Source organism: Mycobacterium sp. ACS1612 (assembly GCF_001667505.1).
GTDB lineage: Bacteria > Actinomycetota > Actinomycetes > Mycobacteriales > Mycobacteriaceae > Mycobacterium.
The window spans coordinates 62,539-77,949 of sequence record NZ_LZHZ01000067.1; the positions used below are offsets into that span (position 1 = coordinate 62,539).

The following is a 15,411-nucleotide window of genomic DNA, read 5'->3' on the forward strand; positions in this document are numbered from 1 at the left end:
TCGCACGCCCCGATGGTAGAGGACGGCAACTACAGCTCGTAGTAGCGGGTTGGCCTACCGCCGAAACGCACGTTTTGCAGAAGAAGTTCGAGTAGAGGCCTGCAAAAGGTGCATTTCGCGAGCTCAGGTGAAGCGGAACCAACGTAGCGCGCAGAGCGCCGCGATCGCGCCCCACGTCGCGAGCACCGCGATCCCGAACCAGTCCACAGACAGCGTCATCGCCTGCGACAACGCTTCGGTCAGCGCTCCCGACGGCGTCAACCGGGCCACCCACTGCACGCCGTGCGGCACCATCCCGCCCTCCAGGGTCAGCGCGCCAAGTCCGGCGAAGACGAACCACAACAGGTTCGCGATCGCCAGCACGATCTCCGCCTTGAGCGTGCCGCCGAGCAACAGGCCGAGCGCCGCGAAGCCCGCGGTGCCGAGCGCGATGATCACCGCACCGAGCGCCAGGCCCAGGACGTGTGGCCGCCAACCGAGTGCAAACCCGATGACGCCCAACAGGATTGACTGCAGGAACACCACGGTGACCACGGCCAGCGACTTGCCCGCGATGATGCCCCAGACCGGTAGCGCCGTGGCACCCAGTCGCTTCAGCGCCCCGTAGCGCCGGTCGAACGCCACCGCGATGGCCTGTCCGGTGAACGCCGTCGAAATCACCGCCAGCGCCATGATGGCCGGCGCGAACGTCGCCGCGCGGTTAGGCCCGAACGAGCCGAACGGCAGCAGCGTCAAGCCAACCAGCAGCGTGATCGGGATGAACATGGTGAGCAACAACTGTTCGCCGTTGCGCAGCAACAGCTTGAGCTCGAGGCCGAACTGCGCGGCCAACATCTTCTGCACGGTCGCAGGCCGCGGATCGGGCGAAAACGTTCCTGGCGCAAACAGATTCGTCATGAGCGCAGCTCCCTGCCGGTCAGATCGAGGAAGACGTCCTCCAGGCTGCGTTGCTCGACGCGCATGTCGGTGGCGAGCACGTCGAGCCGCGCGCACCACGCGGTGACCGTCGCAAGCACCTGAGGATCGATGTGGCCCTCGACCAGATATTCGCCTGGCGAGGTCTCCGTCGCCTTGTAGCTCTCCGGCAGCGCCGAAATCAGCAGCGACAGGTCGAGCATCCGTGGTGCGCGGAACCGCAACTGGTTCTCGGCGCCGCTGCGCATCAACTCCTCGGGCGTACCGGTAGCCACCGCGACGCCGTGGTCGATGATCACGATCCGGTCAGCCAACTCCTCGGCCTCGGTCAGCTGGTGCGTGGTCAACACCACCGTGACGCCGTCGCGGCGCAGGCCGTTGATCAGCTCCCACACCACGATTCGCGCGTGCGCGTCCATGCCCGCGGTCGGCTCGTCGAGGAACACCAACTCGGGCCTGCCCACCACCGCGCACGCCAGCGCCAGCCGCTGTTGCTGTCCACCGGAGAGCCGACGGTAGGTGGTGCGGGCCGACTCGGTCAGGCCAAGGGTGTCCATCAGCCACTGCGGGTCCAGCGGGTTGGCCGCGTACGACGCGACCAGGTTCAGCATTTCGCCCGCCCTTGCCGCGGGATATCCGCCGCCGCCCTGCAGCATCACCCCGATGCGCTCACGCACCCGCGCGTTGTCGGCGAATGGGTCCAGTCCGAGGATCTCGATGCTGCCCGCGTCGGGCTTGAGGAAGCCTTCGCACATCTCCACCGTGGTGGTTTTGCCCGCGCCGTTGGGGCCGAGCAACGCCAGCACTTCGGCGGCATTCACGTCGAGGTCGAGTTCGGAGACGGCGGTCGTCGACCCGTACCGCTTGATCACGCCGCGCAGACGCACGGGCACGGTCTGCTCGGAGGTCACGGGGATTCAGCGTAAGCGCCCGGCTTGGCAGCGTGCCCTGCCGGTATTACAGGTTCGACGATTTCAGCTGCCGGTTCCGGCTGCCGGGGGCCCGCATCGGGCAGCTTCCGCCACGGCAGGCGGTAGTAGGTGATACCGATCAAGATCAGCACGATCAATGTGCTGGCGATCACCGCGAGCAGGATCTGGAACAGCGTGAAGCGGTCACCGTTGGCGGTCGGGCCGAAGATGCCGACCACGAGGGTTACGGCGATCGTCGCGGTGCGGAACGGCGGCCGGGTGGCCCACGCGGCCAGCGGGATCACCGCCCACAGCACGTACCACGGCTGCACCACCGGAAACAGCAGCACGGTCATGCCCAGCGCGACACCCAGGCCACCGACCGGGTGCAATCGGCCGCGCAGCACCGCGAGCAGAAGGAACGTGACGACGATCGCGATTGTGAACACGCCGATCGCGCGGGTCAGCCCCAGCACCGCGGTGGTGTGGTCGCCTAGGCCGAGCAGGATGCCGACCTGTCCGGTGCCGAGTGCCAACAACGTCGGCAACGACATCCAACTGCGGACCACGTTGGCGGTGCCGAGCGTGAACAGCCAGCCGAAGCCCAGCCCGCTGGCCCCGCCGATCAACGCCATCACGGCCACCGAGACCGCGGTCAGCGAACCGCCCGCGATCAAAAACGCTTTGACCGTGCCGCCCCAGCGGCAGGCCAACGCCATCGCGACGAAGCCGAGCGCCAGCAGTGACGGCAGTTTCACCTGCGACGACAGGGTGATCAGCATGGTGCCCAGCAGCAGGTTCGCCATCGGCATCCAGCGTGCCCAGCGGTCGCGGCCATGCGGCCAGGCCAGGGGTTTGGGCAGCAGTGGGTTGATCGCGTCGATGCCGCGCAACGCATACTCCGTACCTGCCAGCATCAGCCCCAGCATCAGCGCCTCGTTGTGGATGCCCGCGACCAGATGCATGATCAGCAGCGGATTCGCCGCGCCCAGCCACAGTGCGCTCACCTCGGCGACGCCGCAGCGGCGAGCTAGTCGGGGCACGGCCCACACGATCATGCCCACGCCGAGCAGCACCACGATCCGGTGGCACAGCACCGCCTCGACGATGTTCTCGCCGGTCAACGCCGAGATGCCCTGGCCGATCCACAGGAACAACGGCCCGTACGGCGCCGGGGTGTCGCGCCACATGTTCGGCACGGACAGCGTGAACACATGGTCCAGGCCGAGGCCCGGTGCGGGTCCGACGCGATACGGGTTGAGGCCCTGCAGCGAGATCTCACTCTGCGCCAGATACGAGTAGACGTCCCTGCTGTACATCGGCGGCGCGATGAGCAGCGGCAGCACCCACAGCAGCAACGTGCGGTCGAGTTGGCTGCGCGTCATCCGCCGGTCGCCGAGGGTGAAGCGACCGAGCATCAGCCAGGCCAGCGCCATCATCACCGCACCCGTGGTGGTCATCGTCAGCGACACCGTCTGGATGCGCGACGGCAGGTTCAGCAGCCGGACCCCGAACGTCGGATCCTGCACCACCGGTCGAGCACCGACGCCGAGCGCGCCGATGGCCATCAACACCGTGCCGGTGGCCCCGAACAGCCGGGTGCGCCGGAAGGCGATCAACTCGGCGTCGTTGAGCGGGGAACCGACAGCGCGTTCGTCGCCGTGCCATCCGGCAATCGACGTGCTGAGGGACCGCAGGCGCCACGCCATCCCAGCAGCGTAACCGCCACGGATATGGTTCCCGTCACCGTAAGGGGACCCTTGCTTTACCGGGTTTCGGAATTCCGTCACAATAGTGTTGTGAAATTCGGTCCAGAAGCTGATGGAGCCGCGAAGGCGGCGACATCCAGCGATCGCCGCACCCGTGGCGCGATCGTCCAGCTTTTGCTGGAATCCGGACCCATCACCGCCGGTGAGATCGGCGACCGTCTCGGCATCTCCGCGGCAGGGGTGCGCAGGCACCTGGACGCCTTGATGGAGGCCGGTGACGCGCAATCCAGCGCGGCGGCGGCCTGGCAGCATCACGGACGTGGCAGGCCGGCCAAACGGTACCGGCTGACGGCCGAGGGCAGGGCCAAGCTCGAACACAGCTACGACGACCTTGCGGTGGCCGCCATCCGCCAGTTGCGGGAACTGGGTGGCGACGATGCGGTACGGACGTTCGCGCGCCGCCGGATCGACAGCATCCTGTCGGGAGTAACCGACGGCCCAGCGGACGTTGAAGCCAAGGCCGACAAGGTCGCGACGGCGCTGACCAAGGCCGGCTATGTGACGTCGGTGACGCCCGTCGACGGGCCGATCCACGGCATCCAGCTGTGCCAGCATCACTGCCCGGTCTCGCACGTCGCGGAGGAGTTTCCCGAGCTGTGCGAGACGGAGCGGGAAGCGTTCGCCGAGATCCTCGGCACCCACGTGCAGCGGCTGGCGACCATCGTCAACGGCGACTGCGCATGCACCACCCACGTCCCGCTGACACCAGAGAAGCCAACACCGATCCGGCGCACAGCCCGCGTCGGAAAAACCACGAGCAAGCAAGGAGCGTCGACATGACGACCACCCCCGAGGTCCACAAGGTGGGCGAACCGCTCAGCCAAGACGAGGCCATCGCCTCGCTGAGCCGGTACGGCTACGGCTGGGTGGACTCCGACGCCGCGGGTGCCAGCGCACAGCGCGGATTGTCCGAAGCGGTGGTGCGCGACATCTCGGCCAAGAAGAGCGAGCCGGAGTGGATGCTCGAGACCCGGCTGCGCGCCCTGCGTACGTTCGACAAGAAGCCGATGCCGCACTGGGGTTCCAACCTCGAGGGCATCGACTTCGACAACATCAAGTACTTCGTGCGCTCCACCGAGAAGCAGGCCGCATCGTGGGAGGACCTGCCCGAAGACATCCGCAACACCTACGACCGGCTTGGCATACCCGAGGCGGAGAAGCAACGCCTGGTCGCCGGTGTCGCTGCGCAGTACGAGTCCGAGGTGGTCTACCACCAGATCCGCGAGGATCTCGAGGCGCAAGGGGTCATCTTCCTCGACACCGATACCGGTCTGAAGGAACACCCGGAGATCTTCAAGCAGTACTTCGGCACCGTGATCCCGGCGGGTGACAACAAGTTCTCCGCACTGAACACCGCGGTGTGGTCGGGTGGATCGTTCATCTATGTGCCACCCGGTGTGCACGTCGACATCCCGCTGCAGGCCTACTTCCGGATCAATACCGAGAACATGGGCCAGTTCGAGCGGACACTGATCATTGTCGACGAAAACGCCTACGTGCACTACGTCGAGGGTTGTACCGCGCCGATCTACAAGAGCGATTCGCTGCACTCCGCGGTGGTCGAGATCATCGTCAAGCCGGGCGGCCGGTGCCGCTACACCACTATCCAGAACTGGTCGAACAACGTCTACAACCTGGTCACCAAGCGCGCCAGGGCCGAGGCGGGCGCCACCATGGAGTGGGTCGACGGCAACATCGGCTCGAAGGTCACCATGAAGTACCCCGCGGTGTGGATGACCGGTGAGCACGCCAAGGGTGAGGTGCTCTCGGTCGCGTTCGCGGGCGAGGGGCAGCACCAGGACACCGGCGCCAAGATGCTGCACCTGGCGCCGAACACGTCGAGCAACATCGTGTCCAAGTCGGTGGCCCGCGCAGGCGGCCGCGCGTCCTACCGCGGCCTGGTTCAGGTCAACAAGGGAGCGCACGGTTCCCGGTCGAGCGTGAAATGCGATGCGCTGCTGGTGGATACGATCAGCCGCAGCGACACCTATCCGTACGTCGACATCCGTGAGGACGACGTGACGATGGGCCACGAGGCGACGGTGTCGAAGGTCAGCGAGGATCAGCTGTTCTATCTGATGAGCCGCGGCATGACCGAGGACGAGGCGATGGCCATGGTGGTGCGCGGCTTCGTCGAGCCGATCGCCAAGGAGCTTCCGATGGAGTACGCGCTGGAGCTCAACCGGCTGATCGAACTGCAGATGGAAGGCGCGGTCGGATAGTGGCAGACCTGACTACTGCGGTCGAGGGAGTCGCTCAGGCCGGATCGTTGGCTGACGCCAACAAGGGCGAGCTGTTCACGTCGTTCGACGTCGACGCCTTCGAGGTGCCGCACGGCCGCGACGAGATCTGGCGGTTCACGCCACTGCGCAGGCTGCGCGGGCTGCACGACGGTTCCGCTGTCGCCACCGGCGCCGCGACCATCGACGTGCAGACACCGGACGGCGTCCGGGTCGACACGACCACCCGCGACGACGCCCGGTTGGGCCAAGCCGGCGTGCCCGCCGACCGCGTTGCGGCACAGGCGTATTCGTCGTTCGAGTCCGCGACGCTGATCGAGATACCCAAGGACACCGTGATCCGCGACGAGATCCAGGTGACGGTCACCGGGCCGGGGGAGGACAAGGTCGCCTACGGACATCTGCAGATCCGGGTCGGCGAACTGGCCGAAGCGGTGGTCGTCATCGACCAGCGCGGCAGCGGAACCTACGCGGACAACGTCGAATTCGTCGTCGGCGACGCCGCGCGGTTGACGGTCGTCTCGATCGCCGATTGGGCGGACGACGCGGTGTACGTCAGCACCCATCACGCCTCGCTCGGCAAGGATGCGGTGCTGCGCCACGTCGCGGTAACGCTCGGCGGTGACCTGGTCCGGTTGACGGCGCGGACGCGGTTCTGTGCGCCCGGCGGAGATGCAGAGATGCTCGGCTTGTACTTCGCCGACGACGGCCAACACTTCGAATCGCGACTGCTGGTCGACCACGCCCAGCCGAACTGCCGCTCGCACGTCACGTACAAGGGTGCGCTGCAAGGTGATCCGGCGTCGAAGAAGCCCGACGCGCACACCGTGTGGATCGGCGACGTGCTGATCCGCGCCGAGGCCACCGGGACCGACACCTTCGAGACCAACCGCAACCTCGTGCTGACCGACGGCGCGCGCGCCGACTCGGTGCCCAACCTGGAGATCGAGACCGGCGAGATCGTCGGCGCTGGACACGCCAGTGCCACCGGGCGCTTCGACGACGAGCAACTGTTCTATCTGCAAGCCCGCGGCATCCCACAAGATCAGGCCCGCCGCCTGGTCGTGCGCGGCTTCTTCGGCGAGATCATCGCCAAGATCGCCGTGCCCGCGGTGCGCGAACGGCTCACCGGGGCAATCGAACACGAACTTGAGCTAACCGAAGGAAACACTGCGAAATGACCACACTGGAAGTCAAGGATCTGCACGTCAGCGTCGTCTCCGCTGAAGACGGCGCCGATATCCCGATCCTCAAGGGTGTCGACCTCACCGTGAAATCGGGGGAGACCCATGCGCTGATGGGGCCTAACGGATCCGGCAAGTCCACCCTGTCATACGCGATCGCCGGACACCCGAAATACACGGTCACCTCCGGATCGATCACGCTGGACGGCCAGGACGTGCTCGACATGACGGTGGACGAGCGCGCCCGCGCCGGCCTGTTCCTGGCCATGCAGTACCCCGTCGAGGTGCCGGGTGTGTCGATGTCGAACTTCCTGCGCACGGCGGCCACCGCGGTGCGCGGTGAGGCGCCGAAGCTGCGGCACTGGGTCAAAGAGGTCAAGGCCGCGATGGAGGGCCTCGAGATCGACCCGTCGTTTTCGGAACGCAGTGTCAACGAAGGCTTTTCGGGTGGCGAGAAGAAGCGCCACGAGATCCTGCAGCTGTCGCTGCTGAAGCCGAAGATCGCGATTCTGGACGAGACCGACTCCGGCCTCGACGTCGACGCGCTGCGCGTCGTCAGCGAGGGCGTCAACCGGTACGCCGAAGCGGAGCACGGCGGCGTCCTCCTGATCACGCACTACACCCGCATCCTTCGCTACATCAGGCCGCAGTTCGTGCACGTCTTCGTCGGCGGACGCATCGTCGAGTCCGGCGGTCCCGAACTGGCCGACGAGCTCGAGGAGAACGGGTACGTGCGCTTCACCCAGGCGGTTGGAGCCTGACAATGACCGCTGTGGACACCGCCAGAATCCGGTCGGACTTTCCGATCCTCAAGCGGGTGATGCGCGGCGGAAGCCAGTTGGCGTACCTCGATTCCGGTGCGACGTCGCAACGGCCGATTCAGGTGCTCGACACCGAGCGTGATTTTCTGACCACGTCCAACGGCGCGGTGCACCGCGGTGCGCACCAACTGATGGAAGAGGCCACCGACGCCTACGAGCAGGGTCGCGCCGACATCGCGACGTTTGTCGGCGCCGATCCTGACGAGCTGGTGTTCACCAAGAATGCCACCGAGGCGATCAACCTGGTCGCCTATGTGCTCGGCGACGAGCGGTTCGAGCACGCGGTCCGGCCTGGTGACGTCATCGTCACCACCGAGTTGGAGCACCACGCGAACCTGATCCCGTGGCAGGAACTGGCCCGTCGCACCGGTGCCACGCTGCGGTGGTATAGCGTGACCGACGACGGCCGCATCGATCTGGACTCTTTGGCTCTGGATGAACGCGTGAAAGTGGTTGCGTTCAGCCACCATTCGAACGTCACCGGTGCGGTCGCCCCAGTGGCCGAGCTGGTCGCCCGCGCCAAGGCGGTCGGAGCGCTGACCCTGCTGGACGCCTGCCAGTCGGTGCCGCACCAGCCGGTCGACTTCCACGCGCTCGGGGTCGACTTCGCCGCGTTCTCCGGCCACAAGATGCTGGGCCCAAACGGGATCGGTGTGCTGTACGGCCGCGGCGAGTTGCTCAACGCGATGCCGCCGTTCATCACCGGCGGTTCGATGATCGAGACGGTCACGATGGAGCAGACCACCTACGCGCCTGCGCCGCAACGGTTCGAGGCGGGCACCCCGATGACGTCGCAGGTGGTCGGATTGGCCGCCGCTGCCCGGTATCTGCAGGACATCGGGATGGAGGCCGTCGAAGCCCACGAGAACGAGTTGGTGGCCGCCGCGCTCGCCGGACTGTCCGATATCGACGGCGTACGCATCATCGGCCCCACCGTCCTCGAAAACCGCGGTTCGCCAGTGTCTTTCGTGGTCGAAGGCGTGCACGCCCACGACGTCGGCCAGGTGCTCGACGACGACGGGGTGGCGGTGCGCGTTGGGCATCACTGCGCCTGGCCGCTGCATCGCCGGTTCGGCATCGCCGCGACCGCGCGGGCCTCGTTCGCCGTCTACAACACCGTCGACGAGGTGGACCGGTTGGTGGCAGGCGTGAAGCGGGCCGTGGAGTTCTTCGCGTGAGGCTGGAGCAGATCTACCAGGAAGTGATCCTGGATCACTACAAGCACCCGCACCACCGCGGGCTGCGGGAACCGTTCGGCGCCGAGTCCTACCAGGTGAACCCGACCTGCGGTGACGAAGTCAGGCTGCGGGTGGCGCTCAGCGGCGACGGCGAACGAATCGACGACGTGTCCTATGACGGCCAGGGCTGCTCGATCAGCCAGGCCTCGACGTCCGTGCTCACCGATCAGGTGATCGGCCAGAGCGTCGGAGACGCCCTGGCGACCGTCGCGGCGTTCACCGAGATGGTGGCCTCGCGCGGCACGGTCGAGGGCGACGAGGACGTGATCGGAGACGGCATCGCATTCGCCGGTGTCGCGAAGTACCCGGCGCGGGTGAAATGCGCGCTGCTGGGGTGGATGGCTTTCAAGGATGCGCTTTCGCAGGCATCGGAAGGATTTCAGGAGGCAGGATGAGCGACACCGCAGTGCCCAACGACGAACTGCTCGCCGACCTCGAGGAGGCGATGCGCGACGTCGTCGACCCGGAACTCGGCATCAACGTCGTCGATCTGGGCCTCGTGTACGACCTGAACGTCGAGAAGGGCGAGCAGGGCAACGTCGCGTTGATCGACATGACGCTGACGTCGGCAGCCTGTCCGCTGACAGATGTCATCGAGGATCAGTCGCGGACGGCGCTCGTGGGCGCCGGACTCGTCGACGAGATCCGGATCAACTGGGTGTGGAATCCGCCGTGGGGGCCGGACAAGATCACCGAAGACGGCCGCGAACAGTTGCGGGCGTTGGGATTCACCGTCTAGCAACCGCTGCGTGGGTCACAATCGACCCATGGTCACGGTGCCCGCGTTCGTCTGGCGGGGCGGTTTCGCTCGCCGCGCGGTGATCCTCGGCGGTGGCACCGCCATCGTGTTGGCCGCCCTCGCGTGGCTCGACTCGGGAATGCTGCTGCCCGCGGTCATCGTGCTAGTCGTCATCGGGCTGGTCTACGGCATCTGGCTGCCGCGCCGGATGGCACGGTATTGGCCTGGCGCACAGCAACTTTCCGGTGACGACCGGGTGCGGGTAGCGCGCACCGTGCGGGGCGGCGACCAGATCGACGACCCCCGCCTGGCGCAGCCGGTCGTCGACTACAACGCGGGTCTGCACAAGGCGGCAGAGCAATTGCGGCCGTTCCGCTGGGTGGTGCCACTCGTTCTCGTGGTCGGGGTGGCGACCACGGCCTGGGATGCCGTCTACGGTTCGTGGAACAACCTGCTCGCGTCGGTCATCTATCTGGTGGCGCTGTTGTTCGAGTGCTTCTGGTGGCCCAAGCGCCGCGACGAGTTGCTCGCCAACGGCGACCGGGCCTCAGACGCCGCCGCGGTCACCCTTGCGAACCAGGGCACGAACCCTTCCGCGCAGGCCTGACCGCGATCGACGCTGCCTGCAACGCACCGCCGCTGTCCTTCGTCCCGAAGGCGGACAGGCATTCGCCCTGGCTGATCGCCTGAGCATCGGCGGCAAGTCGCCTGCCGTATCGGGTCTTGTCGCTGACCGACACCGACGTCTGCGCCGCAGTACCGCTCGCCGCGATCGTGAACGTGTTGTTGTTGACGGTGCCGACCGCACCTGCGACCTGCCGACCGCCGCGCAGACCTGGGCACTGGCCATTCGACGACGGAACGATCTGCACGGCCGCAGCGGTCACGGTTCCGCTACCGGCGTTGCTGTCGCGGGTCGGGCGGACAAAGACACAGGTGCCGGCAGCGACGTCGGACAACTGAGCGCGGGCGAACGACCAGATCTTGGTGGAGCTGGTGAAATCGACTGTCGCGCTTCCATTTTGCTGCGTGACCTGAATGGTGTTGCCGGACAACGACGAGACCAGACCCGCGACGTGATCTCTGGACTTCGCCGGCGCGGATGAGGTGGGGGTCGACGCCGACGACGAAGTACCGGAGGCCGCCGGTGTCCCGGTCGTCGACGAACCGCAGGCGGCGACGGACAGCGCAACGGTGGCGGCCAGGGCGCAGAGGATAAATCGCATGGTTGACACGATCGACGGCCGGTCTGGTGCCGACCTCGCAGGCGAGTGGGAAAAGCCTGTGGTCACCGCACTGATCTCTGACTAAAGTCAGAGAAGTGACGGCGGAGATGGTCGCGCAGGTGAGGCGGTTCAATCGCACCGTCACGCAGCGGATCGGGGTGCTCAACGAGAACTACCTGGCCAGTGATCGGTCGCTGGGCCAGAACCGGCTGTTGTGGGAGATCGGCGTCGACGGGTGCGACGTCCGATCGCTGCGGGAACGCCTCGACCTCGACTCCGGCTACGTCAGCAGGCTGCTGCGCGCGTTGCAGACCGCAGGCCACGTCGTCGTCGAGCCCAGCCCGGCCGACGGCCGCGTCCGGATCGCGCGACTCACCGAAGGCGGGCGCCGCGAACTGGCCGCCCTGGACCGGCGCTCCGACGACGCGGCGGCGGCCATCCTGCAACCGCTCAATTCTCGGCAGCGCGCCAAACTCGTCTCGGCCATGGCGGAAGTCGAGCGCCTGCTGATCGCCTCCACAGTCGAGGTGCGCGAATGCGATCCGCGCCATCGCGACGCGCGGCACTGCCTGCAGACCTACTACGGTGAGCTCGCCGTCCGGTTCAGCGACGGGTACGACCCGGCCGTCAGCCCGGTTGCCGACATCGAAATGACCCCGCCCGCAGGGCTTTTGCTCGTCGCCTCGTTACACGGTGAGCCCGTCGGCTGCGGGGCCCTGATCTTTCACGCCGACGCCGTCGGCATGGTGAAGCGGATGTGGGTGGCCCCCGCCGTCCGCGGTCTCGGGCTGGGCCGCAGGCTGCTCTACGAGCTGGAGAACCGTGCACGCGCCGCGGGTGTCCGGTTGATGCGTCTGGAGACGCGTGACGAGTTGCCCGAAGCCATCCAGATGTACGAGACGTCCGGGTACCGGGAAGTCGAGCCGTTCAACGACGAGCCGTATGCGCATCACTGGTTCGAAAAGCCGGTGGAGTAGTAGTTCTCTTCTGAGATCACAGGCTCGACCTTCGGCGCCTCGGTGCCCAGTGCCCGGCGGCGCGCCGAGAACAACGCGCCCCGCGCCGACCGAGTCGGCGCAAACCTCGCCATGCCGATCGGGTGGTCGAGGTCGTCGTAGATCGCTTCGATTCCTCCACCCATCAGATATGTCTCGTGCCAGAAGCCGGTCCCGCCGGAGTCTCTCAAAAAGTCACGCCACCAGCGCTGGTGGGGCTCCGATCGGGTCCAGCGCTCCAGGCTGTCGAGATCGCGCCAGTACTGGCGCATACCGACATGCGGTGGGACCACCGACCAGATGAGGTCTTCGTGCAGCAGCAGGCCATCCGGCTCCTGTTTCCACGACTTCCTGATCTGGGGTCCGAGCCCGAACAACCGCAAGATTCCGCGCGGTCGTCGCACCCGCATGCCCAGGTAGATTACGACAAGGTCGGGGAATGCGGTCAGATCCACGGTTTGTCGGTCGACGGACATGGGGCCTCCCCTCCGGTAGGCCGACGGTAGACCGCTCAGGAAGAGGATTTCGTGTAACGCTGAAACTCGGTTCGCCCACAACAGAGAAGACAGAGGGGAGCCTTGATGGTCGACGCGTCCGACGCGGTGTACGTCGAGACCCGCCGCCAATTGCGCGGCGTCGCCGAGAGCCTGATCGCAGGACCTCAATACCGCGCTGCAGGCACCATCCGACTGGCGGTGCGTCCCGACGGCTTTGCAGGGGTTGCAGTGCCGTTGTCCGTCCGCGGCACCCAGCTCGTCTGGCCCAACGGCGCGGCCAACCTCAATGGCCGCGTCGATGAGTTGGCCAAGGCCGCCGACATCACCGCCGGACCACCGGACGGCGTGTACGAGATCGTCGACCCGCTTTCCGCCGACACCCTGCTCGACATCGACGCCGCGGCGGCCGACTGGGTCTACCGGAGTCACTACGCGGGCGGGCACGCGATCAAGAACGCCTTGCCCGAGGGGCATCCGGTGCTGTGGCCCGAGCACTTCGACGTCGCCGCCACCGACGACGAGGTGAACTACGGCGTGTCCGCGGGTGACGATTACCACCAGACGCCCTACGCGTACGTCGGGCCGTGGACCCAGCGCAGCGGTACGTTCTGGAACGCGCCATTCGGGGCCTTCTACCCGCTCGATCCCGCGCACGACGTCGACACGCTCGCGTCGCGCATCGCCGACTTCTTCCGCCGCGGCCAAGAGCACTTGTGACGCGACCATGAGCTCAGCCGTCGACGAAACCACCCTCATCACCGCGCTGCGGGCCGGCGACGAGACAGCGTTCGCGCGGCTGGTCGACCAGCACACGCCTGCCATGTTGCGGATCGCCCGCGGATATGTGCCCAGCCGCGAGATCGCCGAAGACGTGGTCCAGGAGACGTGGATCGCGTTACTGAAAGGCATCGACAACTTCGAAGGCCGATCCTCCTTGCGCACATGGCTTTTCACGGTGTTGATCAACATCGCCAAGGCCCGCGGGGTGCGGGAGCGCCGCGATGCCGATGCGGCGGTCGCCGCATACACCGGCGGCACGGTCGACCCGGCCCGCTTCCGCGCCTCCGACGATGCCTACCCCGGGCACTGGAAACAGGGCCACGAGCCTGCGCCGTTCCCGGAGACCCCGGAAGACTCGCTGCTCGGCAACGAACTCGTCGACGTCGCACGCCGGGAACTCGACAAGCTGCCGCACCGGCAGAGGATCGTGGTGACACTCCGCGACATGCTCGGGTTCGACTCCGCCGAGGTGTGTCAACTGCTCGACATCAGCATGGCCAACCAACGGGTGCTGCTGCACCGCGGCAGGGCCGTGGTCAGACAAGTTCTCGAGGACTATTTGAAGGACGCCTCATGACAGGCCGCGACGCAATGGACTGCAACGAACTGGTCGAGTTGGTCACGGCCTACCTCGACGGGTCTCTGGACCCGGAGACCCGCGCGAGATTCGACATGCATCTGCTCGACTGCGATGGCTGCGACAACTATCTCCAACAGTTCCGCGAAACCGTGCGCACGGTCGGCAAGATCTCCGACGATCAGCTCGACCCGGCCTTTCGCAGCCGGCTGCTCGATGCGTTCAAAGACTTCCGCTGATGGGTGCCTAGCGGTTTCTGCCGCCCACATCGTGGGAACATCCTGATTTACCCCAGCGTTAGGAACATCGTGGCTACGCGAGACATCACCGCCGAACAGTTCAACGACACCATCAACGACAACGAAATCGTGCTGGTGGATTTCTGGGCGTCGTGGTGTGGCCCATGTCGGGCGTTCGCGCCCACTTTCGCGGCGTCGTCGGAGGAACACCCCGACGTCGTGTACGCGAAGGTCGACACCGAGGCCGAGCAGCAGTTGGCTGCCGCCGCCGACATTCGTTCCATCCCGACGCTGATGGCGTTCAAGAAGGGCAAGCTGGTGTTCAACCAGCCCGGCGCGCTTCCGCCTGCGGCGCTCGAGGAACTGGTGCAACGGGTCAAGGAGTTCGATATCGACGCCGCGATCGCGGCGCAGGACAACGGCGAAGCAAAGTAGCTCCTGGCACGCGATAGCGTGCACGAGTGAACTTTGTCCTAGTAGATAAGCCGCGCCCGCACGTGGCGCTGGTGACGCTGAATCGGCCCGAGCGAATGAACTCGATGGCGTTCGACGTCATGGTTCCGCTCAAGAAAGTGCTCGACGAGCTCAGCTACGACAACGACATCCGGGTGATTGTGCTCACAGGGGCGGGCCGCGGGTTCTCGTCCGGTGCCGACCACAAATCGGCCGGAGCCGTACCGCACATCGAGGGGCTGACCCGGCCGACGTTCGCGCTGCGGTCGATGGAGGTACTCGACGAGGTGATCCTGGCGCTGCGCAAGATGCACCAACCGGTGATCGCCGCGGTGAACGGCGCGGCGATCGGCGGCGGGTTGTGCCTGGCGCTCGCCTGCGACATCCGAATCGCAGCTGCCGGGGCATATTTCCGCGCGGCGGGCATCAACAACGGCCTGACCGCCAGCGAACTCGGGCTGTCGTATCTGCTGCCGCGCGCGATCGGGACGTCGAGGGCGTTCGAGCTGATGCTGACCGGCCGCGACGTCGACGCCGACGAGGCCGAACGTATCGGTCTCGTGTCGCGCACGGTTCCCGACGAAGAGCTGCTCGACGTTTGCTATCAACTCGGTGAGCGGATCGCGGGGTTCTCCCGGCCAGGAATCGAGTTGACCAAGCGCACACTTTGGAGTGGACTGGACGCCGCTAGCCTGGAGGGGCACATGCAGGCCGAGGGCCTGGGACAGCTCTTCGTCCGTTTGCTCACCGGCAACTTCGAAGAAGCCGTCGCCGCGCGCACCGAGAAGCGTGCGCCCATCTTCACCGACGACAAGTAAGTAGGGGAG

At 66.4% G+C, this 15,411-nt stretch carries 19 protein-coding genes; 14 read left to right on the forward strand and 5 right to left on the reverse strand.

Annotation, left to right across the window (positions count from 1 at the left end; all coding sequences use genetic code 11):
* Positions 1-123: 123 nt before the first annotated feature.
* From A5724_RS28815 to mptB, 3 genes are read right to left on the reverse strand one after another with little or no spacing between them, the layout of a single operon-like run.
* Positions 124-897 carry an ABC transporter permease gene (locus A5724_RS28815; RefSeq protein WP_067810380.1) on the reverse strand — a complete coding sequence of 258 codons (774 nt, stop codon included), beginning with the start codon at positions 895-897 and terminating at the stop codon, positions 124-126.
* Entirely contained in the window at positions 894-1,826 is a 933-nt protein-coding gene (locus A5724_RS28820; protein ID WP_067810382.1) for an ABC transporter ATP-binding protein, read from the reverse strand. The genes A5724_RS28815 and A5724_RS28820 overlap by 4 nt, the downstream gene beginning before the upstream one ends.
* The gene (gene mptB, locus A5724_RS28825; RefSeq protein ID WP_067810383.1) at positions 1,823-3,535 is read right to left on the reverse strand and encodes a polyprenol phosphomannose-dependent alpha 1,6 mannosyltransferase MptB; all 1,713 of its coding nucleotides are present in this window, start codon (positions 3,533-3,535) and stop codon (positions 1,823-1,825) included. Before mptB ends, A5724_RS28820 begins: the two co-directional genes overlap by 4 nt.
* Before the next feature lie 24 nt (positions 3,536-3,559).
* On the opposite strand from mptB, the gene A5724_RS28830 reads away from it, so the two are divergent.
* The 8 genes from A5724_RS28830 to A5724_RS28865 are packed head-to-tail and all read left to right on the forward strand — an operon-like array spanning position 3,560 to position 10,424.
* Positions 3,560-4,375, forward strand: a complete 816-nt coding sequence (locus tag A5724_RS28830; protein ID WP_082965337.1) for a metalloregulator ArsR/SmtB family transcription factor — start codon at positions 3,560-3,562, stop codon at positions 4,373-4,375.
* Entirely contained in the window at positions 4,372-5,817 is a 1,446-nt protein-coding gene (gene sufB, locus A5724_RS28835; protein WP_067810387.1) for a Fe-S cluster assembly protein SufB, read from the forward strand. The genes A5724_RS28830 and sufB overlap by 4 nt, the downstream gene beginning before the upstream one ends.
* Entirely contained in the window at positions 5,817-7,016 is a 1,200-nt protein-coding gene (gene sufD / locus A5724_RS28840; protein ID WP_082965338.1) for a Fe-S cluster assembly protein SufD, read from the forward strand. The genes sufB and sufD overlap by 1 nt, the downstream gene beginning before the upstream one ends.
* Entirely contained in the window at positions 7,013-7,780 is a 768-nt protein-coding gene (gene sufC, locus A5724_RS28845; protein ID WP_067810390.1) for a Fe-S cluster assembly ATPase SufC, read from the forward strand. Before sufD ends, sufC begins: the two co-directional genes overlap by 4 nt.
* A 2-nt stretch (positions 7,781-7,782) precedes the next feature.
* Complete coding sequence (locus A5724_RS28850; RefSeq protein WP_067810392.1) at positions 7,783-9,018, forward strand: cysteine desulfurase; 1,236 nt, start codon at positions 7,783-7,785, stop codon at positions 9,016-9,018.
* On the forward strand, positions 9,015-9,473 hold the full coding sequence (gene sufU, locus A5724_RS28855) for a Fe-S cluster assembly sulfur transfer protein SufU (RefSeq protein ID WP_067810394.1): 459 nt from the start codon (positions 9,015-9,017) through the stop codon (positions 9,471-9,473). The genes A5724_RS28850 and sufU overlap by 4 nt, the downstream gene beginning before the upstream one ends.
* Positions 9,470-9,817 carry a metal-sulfur cluster assembly factor gene (locus tag A5724_RS28860; RefSeq protein ID WP_067810395.1) on the forward strand — a complete coding sequence of 116 codons (348 nt, stop codon included), beginning with the start codon at positions 9,470-9,472 and terminating at the stop codon, positions 9,815-9,817. Before sufU ends, A5724_RS28860 begins: the two co-directional genes overlap by 4 nt.
* A gap of 28 nt (positions 9,818-9,845) precedes the next feature.
* The gene (locus tag A5724_RS28865; RefSeq protein ID WP_067810396.1) at positions 9,846-10,424 is read left to right on the forward strand and encodes a hypothetical protein; all 579 of its coding nucleotides are present in this window, start codon (positions 9,846-9,848) and stop codon (positions 10,422-10,424) included.
* Here A5724_RS28865 and A5724_RS28870 read toward each other — a convergent pair.
* The gene (locus tag A5724_RS28870) at positions 10,381-11,043 is read right to left on the reverse strand and encodes a DUF5666 domain-containing protein (protein WP_156752501.1); all 663 of its coding nucleotides are present in this window, start codon (positions 11,041-11,043) and stop codon (positions 10,381-10,383) included. The genes A5724_RS28865 and A5724_RS28870 overlap by 44 nt on opposite strands.
* Positions 11,044-11,138: 95 nt before the next feature.
* Between A5724_RS28870 and A5724_RS28880 the strand changes: the two genes are divergently transcribed.
* Positions 11,139-12,020, forward strand: coding sequence for a MarR family winged helix-turn-helix transcriptional regulator (locus tag A5724_RS28880; protein ID WP_197518812.1), 882 nt, complete (start codon positions 11,139-11,141; stop codon positions 12,018-12,020).
* On the opposite strand, the gene A5724_RS28885 is transcribed toward A5724_RS28880, so the two are convergent.
* The gene (locus A5724_RS28885) at positions 11,993-12,514 is read right to left on the reverse strand and encodes a phenylacetaldoxime dehydratase family protein (protein WP_067810401.1); all 522 of its coding nucleotides are present in this window, start codon (positions 12,512-12,514) and stop codon (positions 11,993-11,995) included. The two genes, A5724_RS28880 and A5724_RS28885, sit on opposite strands and share 28 nt — an antisense overlap.
* Before the next feature lie 105 nt (positions 12,515-12,619).
* On the opposite strand from A5724_RS28885, the gene A5724_RS28890 reads away from it, so the two are divergent.
* The 5 genes from A5724_RS28890 (at position 12,620) to A5724_RS28910 (ending at position 15,402) form a co-directional block, all read left to right on the forward strand.
* Positions 12,620-13,252: a hypothetical protein gene (locus A5724_RS28890; protein ID WP_067810403.1), complete on the forward strand. Its 633-nt coding sequence runs from the start codon at positions 12,620-12,622 to the stop codon at positions 13,250-13,252.
* 7 nt (positions 13,253-13,259) lie between these two features.
* Positions 13,260-13,892, forward strand: a complete 633-nt coding sequence (locus A5724_RS28895) for an RNA polymerase sigma factor (protein WP_067810406.1) — start codon at positions 13,260-13,262, stop codon at positions 13,890-13,892.
* Complete coding sequence (locus A5724_RS28900) at positions 13,889-14,131, forward strand: anti-sigma factor (protein WP_232005016.1); 243 nt, start codon at positions 13,889-13,891, stop codon at positions 14,129-14,131. The genes A5724_RS28895 and A5724_RS28900 overlap by 4 nt, the downstream gene beginning before the upstream one ends.
* A gap of 69 nt (positions 14,132-14,200) precedes the next feature.
* Positions 14,201-14,566, forward strand: a complete 366-nt coding sequence (gene trxA / locus A5724_RS28905) for a thioredoxin (protein ID WP_067810410.1) — start codon at positions 14,201-14,203, stop codon at positions 14,564-14,566.
* Between the two features lie 26 nt (positions 14,567-14,592).
* A complete protein-coding gene (locus A5724_RS28910; RefSeq protein WP_067810413.1) occupies positions 14,593-15,402 on the forward strand; it encodes an enoyl-CoA hydratase in 810 nt (269 codons plus the stop codon).
* Positions 15,403-15,411: the final 9 nt, after the last annotated feature.

What these genes read in the sequence shown, in the direction of transcription:
- A5724_RS28900 (WP_232005016.1), top strand. Translation starts at nt 13,889, where the DNA reads ATGACAGGCCGCGACGCAATGGACTGCAACGAACTGGTCGAGTTGGTC.
- A5724_RS28890 (WP_067810403.1), top strand. Translation starts at nt 12,620, where the DNA reads ATGGTCGACGCGTCCGACGCGGTGTACGTCGAGACCCGCCGCCAATTG.
- A5724_RS28870 (WP_156752501.1), bottom strand. Translation starts at nt 11,043, where the DNA reads ATGCGATTTATCCTCTGCGCCCTGGCCGCCACCGTTGCGCTGTCCGTC.
- A5724_RS28885 (WP_067810401.1), bottom strand. Translation starts at nt 12,514, where the DNA reads ATGTCCGTCGACCGACAAACCGTGGATCTGACCGCATTCCCCGACCTT.
- A5724_RS28850 (WP_067810392.1), top strand. Translation starts at nt 7,783, where the DNA reads ATGACCGCTGTGGACACCGCCAGAATCCGGTCGGACTTTCCGATCCTC.
- sufB (WP_067810387.1), top strand. Translation starts at nt 4,372, where the DNA reads ATGACGACCACCCCCGAGGTCCACAAGGTGGGCGAACCGCTCAGCCAA.
- sufC (WP_067810390.1), top strand. Translation starts at nt 7,013, where the DNA reads ATGACCACACTGGAAGTCAAGGATCTGCACGTCAGCGTCGTCTCCGCT.
- A5724_RS28865 (WP_067810396.1), top strand. Translation starts at nt 9,846, where the DNA reads ATGGTCACGGTGCCCGCGTTCGTCTGGCGGGGCGGTTTCGCTCGCCGC.
- mptB (WP_067810383.1), bottom strand. Translation starts at nt 3,535, where the DNA reads ATGGCGTGGCGCCTGCGGTCCCTCAGCACGTCGATTGCCGGATGGCAC.
- A5724_RS28830 (WP_082965337.1), top strand. Translation starts at nt 3,560, where the DNA reads ATGGTTCCCGTCACCGTAAGGGGACCCTTGCTTTACCGGGTTTCGGAA.
- A5724_RS28860 (WP_067810395.1), top strand. Translation starts at nt 9,470, where the DNA reads ATGAGCGACACCGCAGTGCCCAACGACGAACTGCTCGCCGACCTCGAG.
- A5724_RS28815 (WP_067810380.1), bottom strand. Translation starts at nt 897, where the DNA reads ATGACGAATCTGTTTGCGCCAGGAACGTTTTCGCCCGATCCGCGGCCT.
- A5724_RS28895 (WP_067810406.1), top strand. Translation starts at nt 13,260, where the DNA reads ATGAGCTCAGCCGTCGACGAAACCACCCTCATCACCGCGCTGCGGGCC.